Origin of the sequence: Neoakkermansia glycaniphila (genome assembly GCF_900097105.1) — a bacterium.
GTDB lineage: Bacteria > Verrucomicrobiota > Verrucomicrobiia > Verrucomicrobiales > Akkermansiaceae > Akkermansia > Akkermansia glycaniphila.
Genome location: NZ_LT629973.1, coordinates 1,752,387 through 1,767,279, shown reverse-complemented (window position 1 = coordinate 1,767,279; position 14,893 = coordinate 1,752,387). Strand labels below are relative to the sequence as shown.

Genomic DNA, 14,893 nt, shown 5'->3' with positions numbered 1-14,893 from the left:
AAATAAATATCACATATGGGAATTAAGTTAAATAAAATGCAATCCGTATGACCATCCTTCCTCTTTTCATTGCAATAGCTTAGAGTAATAATGTTATACATCGCGTTCTGTTCATAATGCTCACCTTGTGATGTATTACGTAACAAGTAATTGACGTACGGATTAAATATCCGCGCAATATTTCTATTTACAACCAAATGAATACATCGCATTTTATACAATAAAAACGCACAAAAAAGCCATTATTCCGCTCTAAACCAGCCCACAAAAAGCGCGTCCGCCGCGATGGCAACGGACGCGCTTGCAATCGAAAATCACACAAACAACCCGGTCACCCGATGGCTCTCGCCATGGCTTCCAGCCCTTTCAACAGGCGTTCGCGGGTAGTGCCGAAGTTGAAGCGCACATGCTGCGGGCAGCCGAAAGGCGCACCGGAATTGAGAAACACCCCGGCCTTTTCCATGAAGTAACCCTGCGGATCTTCCACGCCCAACGCAGAGCAGTCCATCCACGCCAGATAGGTAGCCTGCATGGGATGCATCGTGATGGCAGGCATATGCTCCGCTACATAGGAATACACGAGGTCGCGGTTGCGCCGCAGGTGCCGGATGAGCCTTTGCCTCCACGGCTCGCCTTCCATGTAGGCAGCGCGGGCAGCGACGTAGGCAAAGCAATTGATCTCCGGCAGAGTGCAGCCGATGGTGCGGCGAAAGGTATCGCGCATCGTATCGTCGGGAATGCAGGCAAAGGTGAAGCCCAGCCCGGCGATGTTGTAGGTTTTGCTCGGTGCCGTCAGGGTAATGCAACGGCGGCGCAGGCGGTCCGGCAGGCGCATGCAGGTGAAATGCTCCGACTGTTCGTCCAGTACCAGATCGCAATGGATTTCATCGGAGCAAAGAATCATCTCGTGCCGTTCGCAGAATTCGGCGAGGCGGGTAACTTCCTCTTCCGTCCATACGCGGCCCAGAGGGTTCTGCGGGTTGCACAGAACGAAGAGTCGCGCCGCAGGCTGCCACGCCTTTTCCAGAGCCTCCCAGTCGAACTGCCATGCACCGTCGTCCCACACATGCGGCACTTCGATGAGATCGCAGCCGGCATCCCTGTGGACAGAGCGAATGGGAGGATACACGGGGCTGCACGTCATCACGGCATCGCCGGGCTTGCACCACGTCCGCGCCACGAGGGAAAGTGCGGGCACGCAACCCGTCATCGGCACGCACCATTCCGGCCTGATGTCGGCATGGTGCCGGTCGTGCATGTAGCGGGTCAGCACATCGAACATGTCCGCAGGCGGGTAGGAATAGCCGAATATGCCGTGTTCGACACGTTCGTGCAGGGCTTTCAGGATGCATTCCGGGGACGGCGTGTCCATATCGGCGATCCAGTAGGGTTGCAATTCTGCATGGAGATCCCACTTAATGGAACCCGTGCCACGCCGCGGAATTTCTATATCAAAGATTTCCGTATGTTCTTCCATGGTGTTCTTTTTTCCGATTCTAACGGGTTCCCTGCGGGATGTCGAGGGAGAAAACCATGTATTTCAAGGGTTGAGCATGCCGCAGGCATGAAAAACGGAACAATCGGGAAAAGGAAGAGAGGGCGGTCAGACAATGGGCCGCACCGGAATGCCGCGCTCGGCAAAATAGGCCTTGGCCTGCGGCACGGTGTATTCACCGAAGTGGAAGATGGAAGCCGCCAGCACGGCATCCGCTTTGCCGCGTTCAAGCACTTCGACCATGTGGTCGAGGTTCCCTGCGCCTCCGCTGGCGATCACAGGGATGTTCACCGCCTCGCTGACGCGGCGTGTCAGTTCGATATCGTACCCGGTCTTCGCGCCGTCCGCATCCATGCTCGTAAGCAGGATTTCCCCTGCGCCGAGGCGGGCGACTTCCTTCGCCCACTCGACGGCGTCGAGTTCCACGAAGTTGCGGCCTCCGTGCGTGGAAACTTTCCACTGGCCGGGCGCGTAAAGTTTCGCGTCGATGGCGACGACGATGCACTGGGAGCCGAAGGCGCGCGCACCCTCGGTGACGAGTTCGGGGCGATGGATGGCAGCCGTATTCACGGATACCTTGTCGGCCCCGGCAAGGAGCATCTCGCGCATGTCTTCCACCTTGCGGATGCCGCCCCCGACGGTGAGCGGCATGAAGCACTGCTCCGCCGTGCGGCGGACGACGTCCACCATGGTGGCGCGGCCGTCCGACGAGGCGGTAATATCGAGGAAGACGAGTTCGTCCGCCTGCTGGCGGTCATAGGCGATGGCGCATTCCACGGGGTCGCCCGCGTCGCGAAGCTGCACGAAATTCGTGCCTTTCACGACGCGTCCGTTGGTGACGTCCAGACAGGGGATGATGCGCTTGGCCAGCATGCGGCGAATTCGGTTCGGGTGATCAGTCGGCAAGTTCCACGTCGAGGTCGGCAATGGAGGCGCTGTCTCCGCCGTTCTGTGCGCTCTTGGCGACGAAGCGGATGTAGCGGCACTGCTCGGCCTTGTTGAACTTGGCCACCTGCTGGGCATCCGTATTCGGGAAGGAACCCTGGACGACGGGGTTGCCCCAGTTTTTGCCGTCCATGCTGACGTACACTTCGTAATCCTTCACGCGGCCGGATGCGCTGTCCGTACGAGGCTGGTACTTGAGCCCCTTCACATTGAGGGTCGCGCCGAGGTCGAGCTGCACTTCGTGCGGGAAGCTCGCCAGCGTCAGGCCGTACAGGGAGTGCCAGTAGGTGTTCGGATTTCCGTCGATGAGATTGGCGACTTCGCCTTCATTCGGCATTTCACTGCTGACGAAGTGAATGGAGAAGAGGGCGCGCGGCGGGTACTGCCCCAGCACCTTGGAGGGCTGCAGGGAGAGTTCGGCCATGGCAGCGGCGGCACGATCGTTCGTAGCACGCTTGAAGACGAGCTTGATGAACTGTGCGGCCGTCGGCGCGGCGAAGGTGACTTCGCGGTCCACATCGGAATCATCCATCAGAGCTACGGCATCGGGCTGTTCGTTCCAGGTGGTGCCGTCCTTCGAGAGATAAATCTCGGTCTCGGCCACGCGACCGCTGTTCTGGTCCTGGCGCGGAGTCAGGGTAATGCCGCGCAGTTCCGTCAGCACGCCGATGTCGACAACGACGGTGTGCGGGAACGGATCCATGTTCGGCTTCCACTGGGAGTGCCAGTAAGTGTCCTTGCGGCCATCGATCAGGCTCCATGCGGCTTCGCGGCCCGGCATCTGCGACGAGGCGGAGACGATGCGCATCAGGTTGCTGGGCAGCCACGTATCGAAGTGAGCCTTGGTTTCTTCGGAATCCAGGCGGCCTTCGCACTTGGCCACACCGCGGATGGTGCCTTCTTCACGCATCATGAAGGGCTTGTCATAGACGATTTCCGTGCCGTCCGGCAGCGTCAGGTGAATCTTGGCGTCGCGGGTCGAGCAGGCGGCGCGGACGAGGCCCGTCTTGTCGCGGGAAATCGTGACGGAAGCCGTGAGAGGCAACACCTTGCGGCCAAGATCGGCAAGATTTTCTCCGGCCATGACGGGGCGCAGGGAGAAGCCGAAGGAAGTCGGGCGGGCGACGGGAATATCGCGCTCCATCGGAATGGGGCCGCAGGAAGCGCCGCCGAGGCCGAGGGTAAGGGCGTCCACCGTGAGGATGCTCTTGCCGGCACGCTCGATTTCATGCGGATGGGCGGCCTTGGTGATGGCCTGCGGCGTGAAGGGCAGCGCGGAGAAGTTCATCGTGGTGTCCGATGCGGCGGAGACGATAAGGCCCGCGCCGTTGTCGTCCGTCAGGGCCACCCAGCGGGTATCCATGCGGTTACCCATTTCCATGGGCTTGGGATAGCGTTCGACCATGCCTTCCACCGTCTGCTTGTAGATACCGATGTCGGAACCGGCGCGGCGGTCGGGATAGTTTTCCACGGGGCCGCGGCCATACCACGTCACGTTCTTGAGGCGTTCGGGCAGTTCCATGATGTAGCCGAGCTTCGGCAGGATGGGCTGGCCGCCTTCGGGATTGATACCGGCCTGCACGCTCACGATGCCGTTCGGCAGCACGGTGTAGTTGATATTCGTGCGGAAGCGGAAGCCTTTTTCATTCAGCGGGCCGAGATCTTCGATCTGTCCGTGGCCGGAATCGTAGCCGTCCATGCGCTCGCGGCGCGTGCCTTGAGAGACGATGTCGCAGGAGATGCGCACGGCTCCGGTCGGCAGTTTTTCGACGACGAAGGGAGAAGCCTTGTGCTCAAGGTTGCGGAGCCCGGCATTGAACCACTGGTTCATGACCCACTTGTCGTTGGCGAGCGGAGCGCGGTAGGCGTTCAGCTTGACCGTAGGCTTGTCGGAAATCAGTTCGACACCGTTGACGCTGTAGCTCATGATGCCGCCCGTCTGCTTGTCGAAGGAGACGCCGAAGTTGTCGCCAAGCACGATGAGGGATTTGTCCTCATTGGTGACGTTGAGTTTCTTGCCGGAAGCGGAGACGATATCCGCCTGCTTCTTGACCTGCAGCAGATCGGCCGTCAGCGGAAGCTGTTCCGATGCGATGGCATAGCCTGCCTTTTCCCAGTTGGTGTCGTTCTTGAGGCTGAAGCTCACGCGCAGGAAGTATTCCTTCTTGCCGAGATCGGGATTGTCCTTGACCAGCAGTTCGAGCGGAAGGGCCAGCGTGCCCGTTTCCTGCGGATTCACATTGAGGGAGAAATTGCCGGAGGCAACTGCCTTGGAGCCTTCTTCCATAAGCTCCCACTTGCCCTGGTATTCATCCAGATTGGTGAAGTAGTGCTTATTTTTGATGGAAACGAGGAGAGTCTGCCCGTTGTCTTCCAGTCCTTGAATGGAGAAGCCGACATTCTGCTGCACGCGGCGCACTTCCTCCCAGAGGGGAGTCGGCGTGCGGTCGGAGTAAATGACGCCTTTCACGCAGAAAATACCGTCGTTCGGATAGTCGCCGAAATCGCCGCCGTAGGCCTGCATGGTGACTTCCGTACCATCCGGCAGCTTGACTTTCTTGTCGTAGGACTGGTGAATCCATTCCCAAATGCCGCCGCCCACGATGGAATCGCTGCTTTCGATGGCATCCCAATAATCCTTCAGATTGCCCATGGCATTGCAGAGGATGTGGGCATATTCGGAGATATACCACGGCTTGTTGAGCTTCTGCGCAGCCGTAGCCTGCGCCCACTTCACGGAGGGGTACTGGTTGGAATTGAGATCCGCGAGGGAATTGTTGCGTTCGTATTGCGTCACGCGGGAAGTATCGCGGGACTTGATCCAGTCGCGCACCGCCTCGAAGTTGGCGCCGGGTCCGGCTTCATTGCCGTACGACCAGATGACTACGCAGGGATTGTTCTTCGACTGTTCGACCATGTTCTGGTTGCGCCAGACGTGGGCAGCCTTCCATTCCTCGGGATGGCTGAGCGACTGTTCGCCGTAATAATAGCCGTGGGATTCGATATTGGCCTCGTCGCACACGTAGATGCCGTATTCATCGCACAGATCATAGAAATAGGCGGGCTGCGGATAGTGGGAATTGCGGACGTGGTTGATGTTGCCGCGCTTCATCAGCAGGATTTCTTCCAGGCATTCTGCTTCCGTCACCGCATGGCCGTTGGCATGCTGGCTTTCATGGCGGTTCACACCCTTCAGCTTCACGGCCTGTCCGTTCACGAGGAAACGGCCGTTTTCAAGTTTCACATCGCGGAAGCCGATCTTGCGGGAGATCACCTCCGTCACTTCGCCCTTCCTGTTCTTCAGCGTCATCAGCAGGCGGTAGAGATTCGGCTTCTCCGCGCTCCAGAGGAGAGGATTCTTCACCGTAGCAGAAAGCGGAACCTGATAGTCGCCGGACGGCAGCACCTTGCCGGAACCGGATTGAAGATTGCACACCTTCTTCCCATCCGCATCAAGCAGCTCGGCGCTCAGGCTGAATGCTTCCGGCTTACCCTGCACATTGCGCACATCCACATCCACGCTCAATTTGCCCGTGGCATAATTATCCTCCATATCGGTATGCACGAAGAAATCGCGTACATGCACCTTCGGAGTAGCATACAGGAAAACATCGCGGAAGATCCCGGAGAGGCGCCACATATCCTGGCACTCGAGGTAGGAACCGTCGCTGAAACGGTACACTTCCACAGCCAGCACATTATTGCCGGGCTTCAGATACTTCGTGATGTCGAACACGGCAGCCGTGCGGCTATCCTTCGAAAAACCGACTTTCTGACCGTTCACCCAGAGGTAGAAGAACGAGTCCACCCCGTCGAACTGCAGGAATACTTCCTTGCCGTCCCAATCCTGAGGAATCGTAAAATCGCGGCGGTAGGAGCCGACGGCGTTGCGCTCTTCCTTCACCGTCGAATACCTGGATTCGTCGCCCTGCGGATCGGCCATCACAAACGGCCAGTTGCGGACGAACACGTAACGCTGGTTCGAATAGATGGGAATGCCGTAGCCCTCCATCTGCCACGAAGAAGGCACGGGAATCGTCTTCCAGTCCTTCACATCGAACTCGGGCTTGTAGAAATCCACAGGCCGCTTGTCCGGCTGCGGCACCCAGGAAAACTTCCAGTCGCCGTTCAACGACTGCACCAGCGAAGAATCGGCGCGCTTGCCTTTCAAAGCCTCTTCCCTGTTGGCAAACGGGACGAAGAAAGCACGGGACACTTCCCTGTTCTGGAAAAGGTTCTGGGGATTCTCCCAGTCGGAGTGCGGCGTGTAATCCGCCAGCGCCGAACCGGCCAAAGTCACGAGCGCGGTCATTTTGGTCAGAAAATTCATGATAGGATATACTGATAGGAAAAAGGGAATCTTTCAAAAAAAACACGAACGGCCCTTTTACTTCTGGGCGAACGGAACAAACCGGCCGCGGCGGGCCAGCACGATCGTATGGAACTTCGCCTGCTTGCCCTTGTGGGAAGCGGGAACCGACGTAGTCGTCACCTCGAAGCCGGCGCGGCGCAGCAGGCCCTCCAGCCGCTTGTCGGGCTTGGACAGGGAAATCAGCAGCAGGCCGCCGCCCTTCAACGCGCCGAAGAAATCGGATGCTTCACCCATCGACAAGGCATAGCGGGCATGCGTGGACTTCACGATAATCGCATGCAGGCTGCCGGAACGGCGGCGAGCCACCTCTACGGCGCTCATCTTCTCCACGGAAATACGGTTATCATCCCACAGGCCGGGATGCAACGCATCCAGATACTGCGTCTGCCAGCGAACCAGCTCCGGGCAGGGCTCCGCCACGATGAAACTCGCCTTCTCCTTCTGCGTACACGCCACGGCGGCAGCCAAAGGGAACCCGAGCCCCACCCCGGCGAAAAGCAGCGTCGGCTGATTCGCCCGGGTAATCGGAGACATCGCCATCTCGGCCATGGCATCGTCGCTCCCGTGGGAAAAGGCGGAAGCGTACTGCACCCCGTCATGCAACAGGAAAAACTGGCCGTCGCGCTCCCAAAGCTCCCATGACAAACCATCCTGGGAAGAAGTCTCGGCGATACGTGTAAGCGGTTTCATGCTCGCGCACCATACACGAGAAACCGCCCACTGGCAAGAACGGAGCTGGACAGCAGGGAAAAAGCCTCACACGAAAGATGGAATGGGTACCTCACATGGTTTTTTTGGAGAATCAATCTTTCCTGCTTGCCATCCTGACGGAAAAATGCCATAAAGAGAAATCGCCGCGCTGTCGGTTTACATCTTTACACGTTATGAGCAACCCACCGCCTCCTCCCTCTCCAGTCAAGCCGCCCGTCCCTCCGGCTCCGAACGGAATGCCGGCGCCGCCTCCTGTGCCCGGAGCAGCAGCGCCTACCGCACCCACCATCCCCCTTACGCGCCCCGGCGCACCGTCCGCCCCGGTACCCCCCACGGCTCCCGGACTCGGTGCCGCAACCATGCCGGTGCCGCCTCCTGCTCCTCCTACGCGCCCGACGGCACCCGTGCCGCCCGCCATGCCCGGAGCGCCCATGCCTCCCAAACCTCCGACCTCGGCCACCATTCCGTTGACTCCTCCCGGAGCCCCCGGCGCGCCATCCGTCCCACTTCGTCCCGGCACAGCCTCGTCCGATGCAGTCAAAACCGTCCTTCTGCCCCAGCGCGAAGGCACAACGCCTGCCGCGACAGCACCGGGACAGGCCACGGGCGCCATGCCCTCCGCCACTCGCCCCTTGACCTCACCGATCGGCTCCCGCCCGGCAGGACTTTCCACCAAAGCAGCCGGCAGCACCAAAACCGTTGACACGGATGAAGAGGAAAAGAAGGAAAGCACCTTCATCCTCGTCATGTCCATCATCGGCGCCATCCTGATGATTTCCTTCTGTATTATCCAGTACCAGACGGACCAGATTCCGAACCGCGCAGCCACCGGAGAACAACGTGTCTTCGGCGACCCGAAGAGCGGTGAAGAAGAAGTCGTAGAGGAATAAAACAACGGAATTTGAACAACAGCGCCTCGCGGCGCATCTTATACGCATTATGTCTCTGCAATTCACAGAAACCAATTTCGAAGCTGAAGTCATCAAAGCCGAAGGCGCTGTCCTCGTCGACTTCTGGGCCACATGGTGCGGCCCCTGTAAAATGATCTCCCCGATCATCGACCAGATCTCCACCGAAATGGCCGGAACCGTCAAGGTAGGCAAAGTGGATGTCGACGCCAACCAGGGCCTCGCCGCCCATTATAACGTCCGCTCCATCCCGACCCTCCTCATCTTCAAGGGCGGCCAGGTAGTGGATACCATCGTCGGCGCGACCTCCAAGGACAACATCGTCAACAAGCTCCGCGCCCACATCTGAGCCGGGCAATCAACCATCACAAGGGTACGGACACATGAATGTTCGTGCCCTTTTTTCATCTCTCCATCACAGCAAACGCACATGACTCGCACCCTCATCAAACACGCGCTCGCCTCTGAAACGGCCATGGACAACATCCTCGTCGAAGGATGGATACGCACCCGGCGCGACTCCAAGGCATTCTCCTTCATCGAACTCAACGACGGCACCAGCCTCGCATCCATCCAGATCGTCGCAGACGCAGGCATTCCCGGCTACGAAGACATCGGCAAAATGACCACCGGAGCCTCCGTCAGCATCCATGGAAAACTCATCCCCAGCCCCGGCAAACAAAAATGGGAAATACAGGTCGCCTCCATCCGCCTCGTCGGCACGGCGCCGGACAGCTACCCCCTGCAGAAAAAAGGGCATTCCCCCGAATTCCTGCGCTCCATCGCCCACCTGCGCGCCCGCACCAACCTCTTCGGTGCGGTCTTCCGCACCCGCAGCCGCCTTGCAGCCGCCGTGCACCGCTTCTTTCAGGAACGAGACTTCGTCTGGATACACACGCCGCTCATCACTGCCAGCGACTGCGAAGGCGCCGGTGAAATGTTCCGAGTCACCACACTCGACCCGCTTGCCAACAACAAAAACCATGAAGAAGACTTCTTCGGCAAAGCCGCCTACCTCACCGTCAGCGGCCAGCTCGAAGGCGAAACCATGGCCTGCGCCTTGAGCAACATCTACACCTTCGGCCCCACCTTCCGCGCCGAAAACTCCAACACCACGCGCCATGCGGCCGAATTCTGGATGATCGAACCGGAAGTCGCTTTCTGCGACCTTGAGGGAGACATGGACCTTGCGGAAAACTTCGTCAAATACCTCGTCCGCACCATGCTCGACGACCAAAGCGGCGACATGGACTTCTTCTGCCAATTCGTCGACAAAGGCCTGCGCGAACGCCTCCAGCACGTCGCCGACACCCCCTTCGTCCGCTGCTCCTACACGGAAGCCGTCGACATCCTCATCAAAAGCGGCCACAAATTCGACTACCCCGTCTCGTGGGGCATCAACCTGCAGAGTGAGCATGAACGGTACCTCACCGAAGAACACTTCAAAAGCCCCGTCACCCTCTACAACTACCCGGCGGCCATCAAACCCTTCTACATGCGCCTCAACGACGACGGCAAAACTGTCACAGCCATGGACGTCCTCGTCCCCGGCATCGGCGAAATCGTCGGCGGCAGCCAGCGCGAAGAACGCCTCGACATCCTGATGGACAACATCAAACGCCTCGGCCTGAACGAAGAAGCCTACTCATGGTATGTCGACCTCCGCCGCTTCGGCAGCGTACCTCACGCCGGCTTCGGTGCAGGATTCGAACGCCTCCTCATGTTCGTCACCGGCGTCACCAACATCCGCGACGTCCTGCCCTACCCCCGCACTCCGGGCCACTGCGAATATTAACGCGGCCCCACTCCCTTCCCCTACCACAGCCCGGAGCCGCCTCCGGGCTTTATTGTCCCCATCTCCAAGACGCCGAAAACCGAAAAATGCCTCAAGACGAAAAATAAACTTGCCTTTGCACTCCAAACAGGATATAAGACGGCACACACCAACGCGCGGTTAGCTCAGGGGTAGAGCACATGCTTCACACGCATGGGGTCACTGGTTCGAAACCAGTATCGCGTACCATCTTCATCAACACCTCGGAATGATTCATTCCGAGGTGTTTTCTTTCAGGGAAATCACCCCGACACGGACTTCCATACCGTCCTGCCCATGCAGCCCCCCAGCTCCCCCCCCCCCTGCCAGGCCGAGGAGGATAAAAGTTTTAACCGGTGGCAAGCAACGAATTATTCCTTCGGCTGCTTGTTGCGGTTTTTCTCGCTTTGCAGATCGTAAACGGGAGCCGTTTCTTCAGACGGCAGCGGACGTATCATCTGGACCCAACCATGGCATGAGCCTGTTCCCACCGGAGACAGAGTAATCGTCAACGAGTACTCTCCGGGAGCATCTGCATTCAGATAATAATAATGTTCTGCCGTATTCCTGGGACTGAAAGTCGATGTGTAATCGTGAACATCCTTTGATACGATCTTTCCCGACGCATCCGACCATTCCATCGAATGAATCACCACAGTACCCTCTCCAAAGGCGTATTCGGCATTGATTTCGTGGTAACCGGAGCGAGAAACCTGCTCCGGGTTCAGGCGGTAGGTCAACTTCGTGCGCGGTGCTGCGACCTGCTTCGGTTCCCATGAACCGATGGTGACGGGCATGGACTTTTCATCCCAAAAATAAGGAATTCCCATGGCATCATACCTCTTTTTCATGGTTTCCAATCGTTTGAGGTACGAATCCCAGTCTTTCTTCTCCCGAGGCATCCACAAGGCTTCTCCTAGAGCGCTGATACGAGGGAAAACCAGTTCAAACATTTGATCAGGACTGTGAATGACCTCCGCCCACAACCCGGCCTGAGCGCCCATGACAAGCTTCTGTTGTTCCGGCGGCAGGAACGTAGGCATAGGACAATACGAATAAACCATGTAGAGCGGCAAAACATGATTTCCGTAGCCGCGAGGTTCCTTCTTGTTGCGGGAATTGACCTTGTCGAAATAAATACGGCTGCCTGGCGTCCACATAACGGGATGCCCGGCATCCAAAGGCTTCAACCCGAATTGAGTTCCCCGCCATGCGACAATGCCGATATCCTTATCCTCTCCGAGGCCGCCATCCATGGCCTCATCCCAAGCCAGCGGCTTGCGGCCATGCTTGCGGAGGATGGATGCGATACGCCTGGTAAAGTATGCCTGAAGCTCATTGACATTCTTCAAGCCCTCCTTTTCCATCAATTTGATACAGTCCGGATCGTTCTTCCAGACTCCGCGAGCGACTTCATCTGCACCCATGTGAAAATAGGTACCGGGAATCAGCTCGTTTACCTCTTTGACAATCGTTTCTGCAAAAGTATATACTTCCGGCTTTCCGACATTGAGAACATTGCTTATATTGCTGTTCTCCCGCTTGGTGCCCAGCTCCGGATACGCTTTGATCGCGGCGGCGGAGTGGCCGGGCATATCGATCTCGGGGATGATGCGGATGCCGAGCTGGCGAGCGCGCTGCACGATTTCCTTGATATCGTCTTCCGTATAGGCCGACCCGGACTGCGTAAGCTTGGGATAAGCCTTGCTGGGAAAACGCCAACCCTGATCATCCGTCAAATGCCATTGGAACGAATTGATCTTACTGGCGGCAAGGCCCTCGAGAAGCTTCAAAATGGTTGCCTTATCCTGAAAATAACGGGCGACGTCAAAAGAAATACCGCGATGGCCTATCTCGGGAAAATCATTGATTGTCGCACAAGGAAGCACAATCGAGCTTTTCGTACCTTGGGCATAAATATCGGGCGGCATCATTTGCAGCAAAGTTTGCAGACCGGAAGCCAGGGCTTGCGGAGTCGCCGCAGCCACATCCGCATGTTCTTGCGTAATGGACAACTTGTATTCCTCGGAATTCGTAAAACTTGCAGGATCAACAATAAGACGGATGCGCGCCTTACTCCAATCCTCAAGCACCGGAACTTGCCATCCTGTACCCTGCCGGAGCTTCTCGGCAAAGTAAAGACCGGGCTCCTGGCAGTCAAGAGATGAGAATCCTATACTCGTATCGGAACCGAGAGAAAGAGTACCCTGAGCCAATTCCACCTGTCTGGGAAGAGGAATCAAATCAAGATCCGCGGACCACGCACTGCCCATTGAAAAGGCACTGCACACAATAAGACAGACGAATTTTTTCATCTTCATCTCTAAAACGTATACGCATTGAATATCTATTTCTTTCAACAAGGAGAAAAGGCATGCAAAACCAGCCTCTCGATTGTATTTCGTCACAGACTACCCAAATAGCGCGCCACCGCCATCATCGCGTACAACCATCTTTATAGCACATTTGCATGCACAGCAAAAAATGGCGAATCTGCGGCCTGACAGTCCGTTTCTACCACAGCGTACCGGAAAGCAACCTCTTCAATGAACTCCACATTTTAGCCCTTGCAGGGAGCCTTGCCCAATACCCGGTTTGAATGTTACAAGCATTCGTGCCAGTCGGACAGGCGAATTCACAGCCTTCAAACTCACTGAACCCACACCTCTCCGGCAGAAAGCACCCCCATTCCAAACATCAACCGTTTTAACAGAAAACCACTACTTCACATGTCAACAGTCATACACCACATCCCCATCACCACAGGACAGGCGCACCACATGACCCTGCGCCTCGTGCAATCATACGGAGCCCCTGCGGCCCTAGCCGACTACACGGTCTACGGCAGCATCCTGCAGGACGGAGAAACCGTCCCCATCTCAGCCACGGGATCGGATGCCTCCGGCATCCTCTTAACCATCCCGCCGCTTTACCCCGGCAGCCATCCCTACAACCTCCACCTCAAGCATAAAACATCCGGTACCGACTACCTCTTCCTTCAGGGCAACTGCGACGTCTCGGAACTCATCGGCCCCGACACTCTGGACAACACGGCGGCCGAACAAATCACCGTCACCTTGAAAGACGACCTTTCCGATATCAGTGCGACACTTCAACTTTATCCTTTGCAAAATGGAAGTTCAAAAAACGGACTTGCCTTACAGGATCTGCAGGCCATGCTGGATGATGAAGCATTTCAAAAGCAACTCCAGTCTGCTTGCCGCATTCCTGAAATTGAAGAAAACATGGCGCATAAGGCCGACGTATCATCTCTCACCTCCTATCTTCCGTACAAAAAACTTGGTAACAATTTAATTGTGAATGATGATGGAACGGTCTCCGTCGACTTGCTTGATTATACAGGTGCCGATATTGCAATCGTACGCACATCTCCAGCAACAACCTCGGAAACGGGTATTGACGATGCTCTAAACGAGGCTGGATATACGTGGAGTAAACCTTCCGAGGAGCGATGGTTGATTCGCAATGCCAATCTTCCACTGGCTGACAACGTAAGGAGTGCCATTCAGATGTACAGAAGCATGAATATGACCTACGCCATTATGGCAAGCCAGGCTGTCGTAAGCGATGCCGCTGCTGCTCTTCCTTATGGTCAGGCTTTGATCATTGCATGGAATAGGCAGCCGCATCCCTCGTGTGTGGAGTCGATTCTATCCTATCTGCAAAATGCAGGATACAGTTATACGAATGATCCGGATGAACGCTCCATTGTTATCCATATGAAAGGTACTCAAGTACCTGAAAAGATACAAATGCTTCTCGATAGCTGGCACTCGCATGAAGACTATACCATTGAGCAGTCAGGTTATGTCACGCTTCATAATTTGGTTTCTCCGAAACGCATGATTGCGGCAGTTCAAGCCATGACAGATGATCAAAAGGCCGCTCTACGAACCGCTCTCGGAATTGAACCTGTGGATACGTCTGCGTTCGTACCATATGCTAAACTCGGCCGAGCCCTCACCACAGCTTCCGATGGCAAAGTCGATGTCGACCTGTCCAACTATAGTGGCACAACCGTCAACATTATCGGCACCACATCGGCATGCATCGGCCAATCAGCAGCCAATCGATTCGAAGCAACGGCCAGCGGATCCATATGCAAACATACCAGCAGAAGCGAGATTGTCAGCGGGACCGCACTCATGCGCGTACAACCAAGTGCTTTTCATATACAAAATGGCGAACTACCAACTGATAGTAAAATTACAGCAGCTGATAATGGAGTATTGGCCATGCAAGCAAAAGCGGATGTTGCAATGCGATCCTTAAGCGGCAACTACCCGGGTATCTTCCTTAATGGAGGCGCTCACAATGGTGTTGTTGTAAGAGCAAACTCAACAACATCATACAGCGCAGTCGCCGATATATGCGAAAGCGGAATCAAACTGTACAAATATGTCACATTCTCACAAGGACATAACTAATTTTTATAGGAGAGCACAAGATATTATCGAAAACCCTCCACGTCTCAGCATTCATTCCACATAGTTAACCCCCTCTTCCCGGGTGATATTTCTGCACGAGGTCAAGGCCTTGATGCGGGATATTACCCGAAAAAACACCAAAAACACACATTTTTCGATTAAAAAACAAGAAAAATAGACAAAAAAGCCTACGGCGCCTGC

The 14,893-nt window shown here is 56.3% G+C and carries 9 protein-coding genes and 1 tRNA gene; 5 read left to right on the top strand and 5 right to left on the bottom strand.

Annotated elements, in window-relative coordinates:
• Positions 1-331 precede the first annotated feature (331 nt).
• The 4 genes from PYTT_RS07290 to PYTT_RS07275 form a co-directional block, all read right to left on the bottom strand.
• Complete coding sequence (locus PYTT_RS07290) at positions 332-1,477, bottom strand: MalY/PatB family protein (RefSeq protein WP_067777427.1); 1,146 nt, start codon at positions 1,475-1,477, stop codon at positions 332-334.
• A 126-nt stretch (positions 1,478-1,603) separates the two neighbouring features.
• Positions 1,604-2,368, bottom strand: a complete 765-nt coding sequence (hisF, locus tag PYTT_RS07285; RefSeq protein ID WP_067777430.1) for an imidazole glycerol phosphate synthase subunit HisF — start codon at positions 2,366-2,368, stop codon at positions 1,604-1,606.
• Between the two features lie 22 nt (positions 2,369-2,390).
• Positions 2,391-6,770 carry a glycoside hydrolase family 2 TIM barrel-domain containing protein gene (locus tag PYTT_RS07280; RefSeq protein ID WP_067777431.1) on the bottom strand — a complete coding sequence of 1,460 codons (4,380 nt, stop codon included), beginning with the start codon at positions 6,768-6,770 and terminating at the stop codon, positions 2,391-2,393.
• Between the two features lie 57 nt (positions 6,771-6,827).
• Positions 6,828-7,502: a hypothetical protein gene (locus tag PYTT_RS07275; protein WP_067777432.1), complete on the bottom strand. Its 675-nt coding sequence runs from the start codon at positions 7,500-7,502 to the stop codon at positions 6,828-6,830.
• 194 nt (positions 7,503-7,696) lie between these two features.
• Here PYTT_RS07275 and PYTT_RS07270 point away from each other — a divergent pair, with 194 nt between their 5' ends.
• The 4 genes from PYTT_RS07270 to PYTT_RS07255 all read left to right on the top strand — a co-directional run bounded on the left by PYTT_RS07270 (position 7,697) and on the right by PYTT_RS07255 (position 10,454).
• Positions 7,697-8,413 (top strand): hypothetical protein, encoded by a 717-nt coding sequence (locus PYTT_RS07270; protein ID WP_067777434.1) that lies wholly within the window; start codon positions 7,697-7,699, stop codon positions 8,411-8,413.
• 49 nt (positions 8,414-8,462) lie between these two features.
• Positions 8,463-8,780 carry a thioredoxin gene (trxA, locus tag PYTT_RS07265; protein ID WP_067777436.1) on the top strand — a complete coding sequence of 106 codons (318 nt, stop codon included), beginning with the start codon at positions 8,463-8,465 and terminating at the stop codon, positions 8,778-8,780.
• Between the two features lie 81 nt (positions 8,781-8,861).
• Entirely contained in the window at positions 8,862-10,226 is a 1,365-nt protein-coding gene (gene asnS / locus PYTT_RS07260; protein ID WP_067777438.1) for an asparagine--tRNA ligase, read from the top strand.
• 153 nt (positions 10,227-10,379) lie between these two features.
• Positions 10,380-10,454: transfer RNA gene (locus PYTT_RS07255), tRNA-Val, on the top strand.
• A 161-nt stretch (positions 10,455-10,615) separates the two neighbouring features.
• Here PYTT_RS07255 and PYTT_RS07250 read toward each other — a convergent pair.
• Positions 10,616-12,565, bottom strand: coding sequence for a beta-N-acetylhexosaminidase (locus tag PYTT_RS07250; protein ID WP_071133365.1), 1,950 nt, complete (start codon positions 12,563-12,565; stop codon positions 10,616-10,618).
• 408 nt (positions 12,566-12,973) lie between these two features.
• On the opposite strand from PYTT_RS07250, the gene PYTT_RS07245 reads away from it, so the two are divergent.
• Positions 12,974-14,692 (top strand): hypothetical protein, encoded by a 1,719-nt coding sequence (locus PYTT_RS07245; RefSeq protein ID WP_067777441.1) that lies wholly within the window; start codon positions 12,974-12,976, stop codon positions 14,690-14,692.
• Positions 14,693-14,893: the final 201 nt, after the last annotated feature.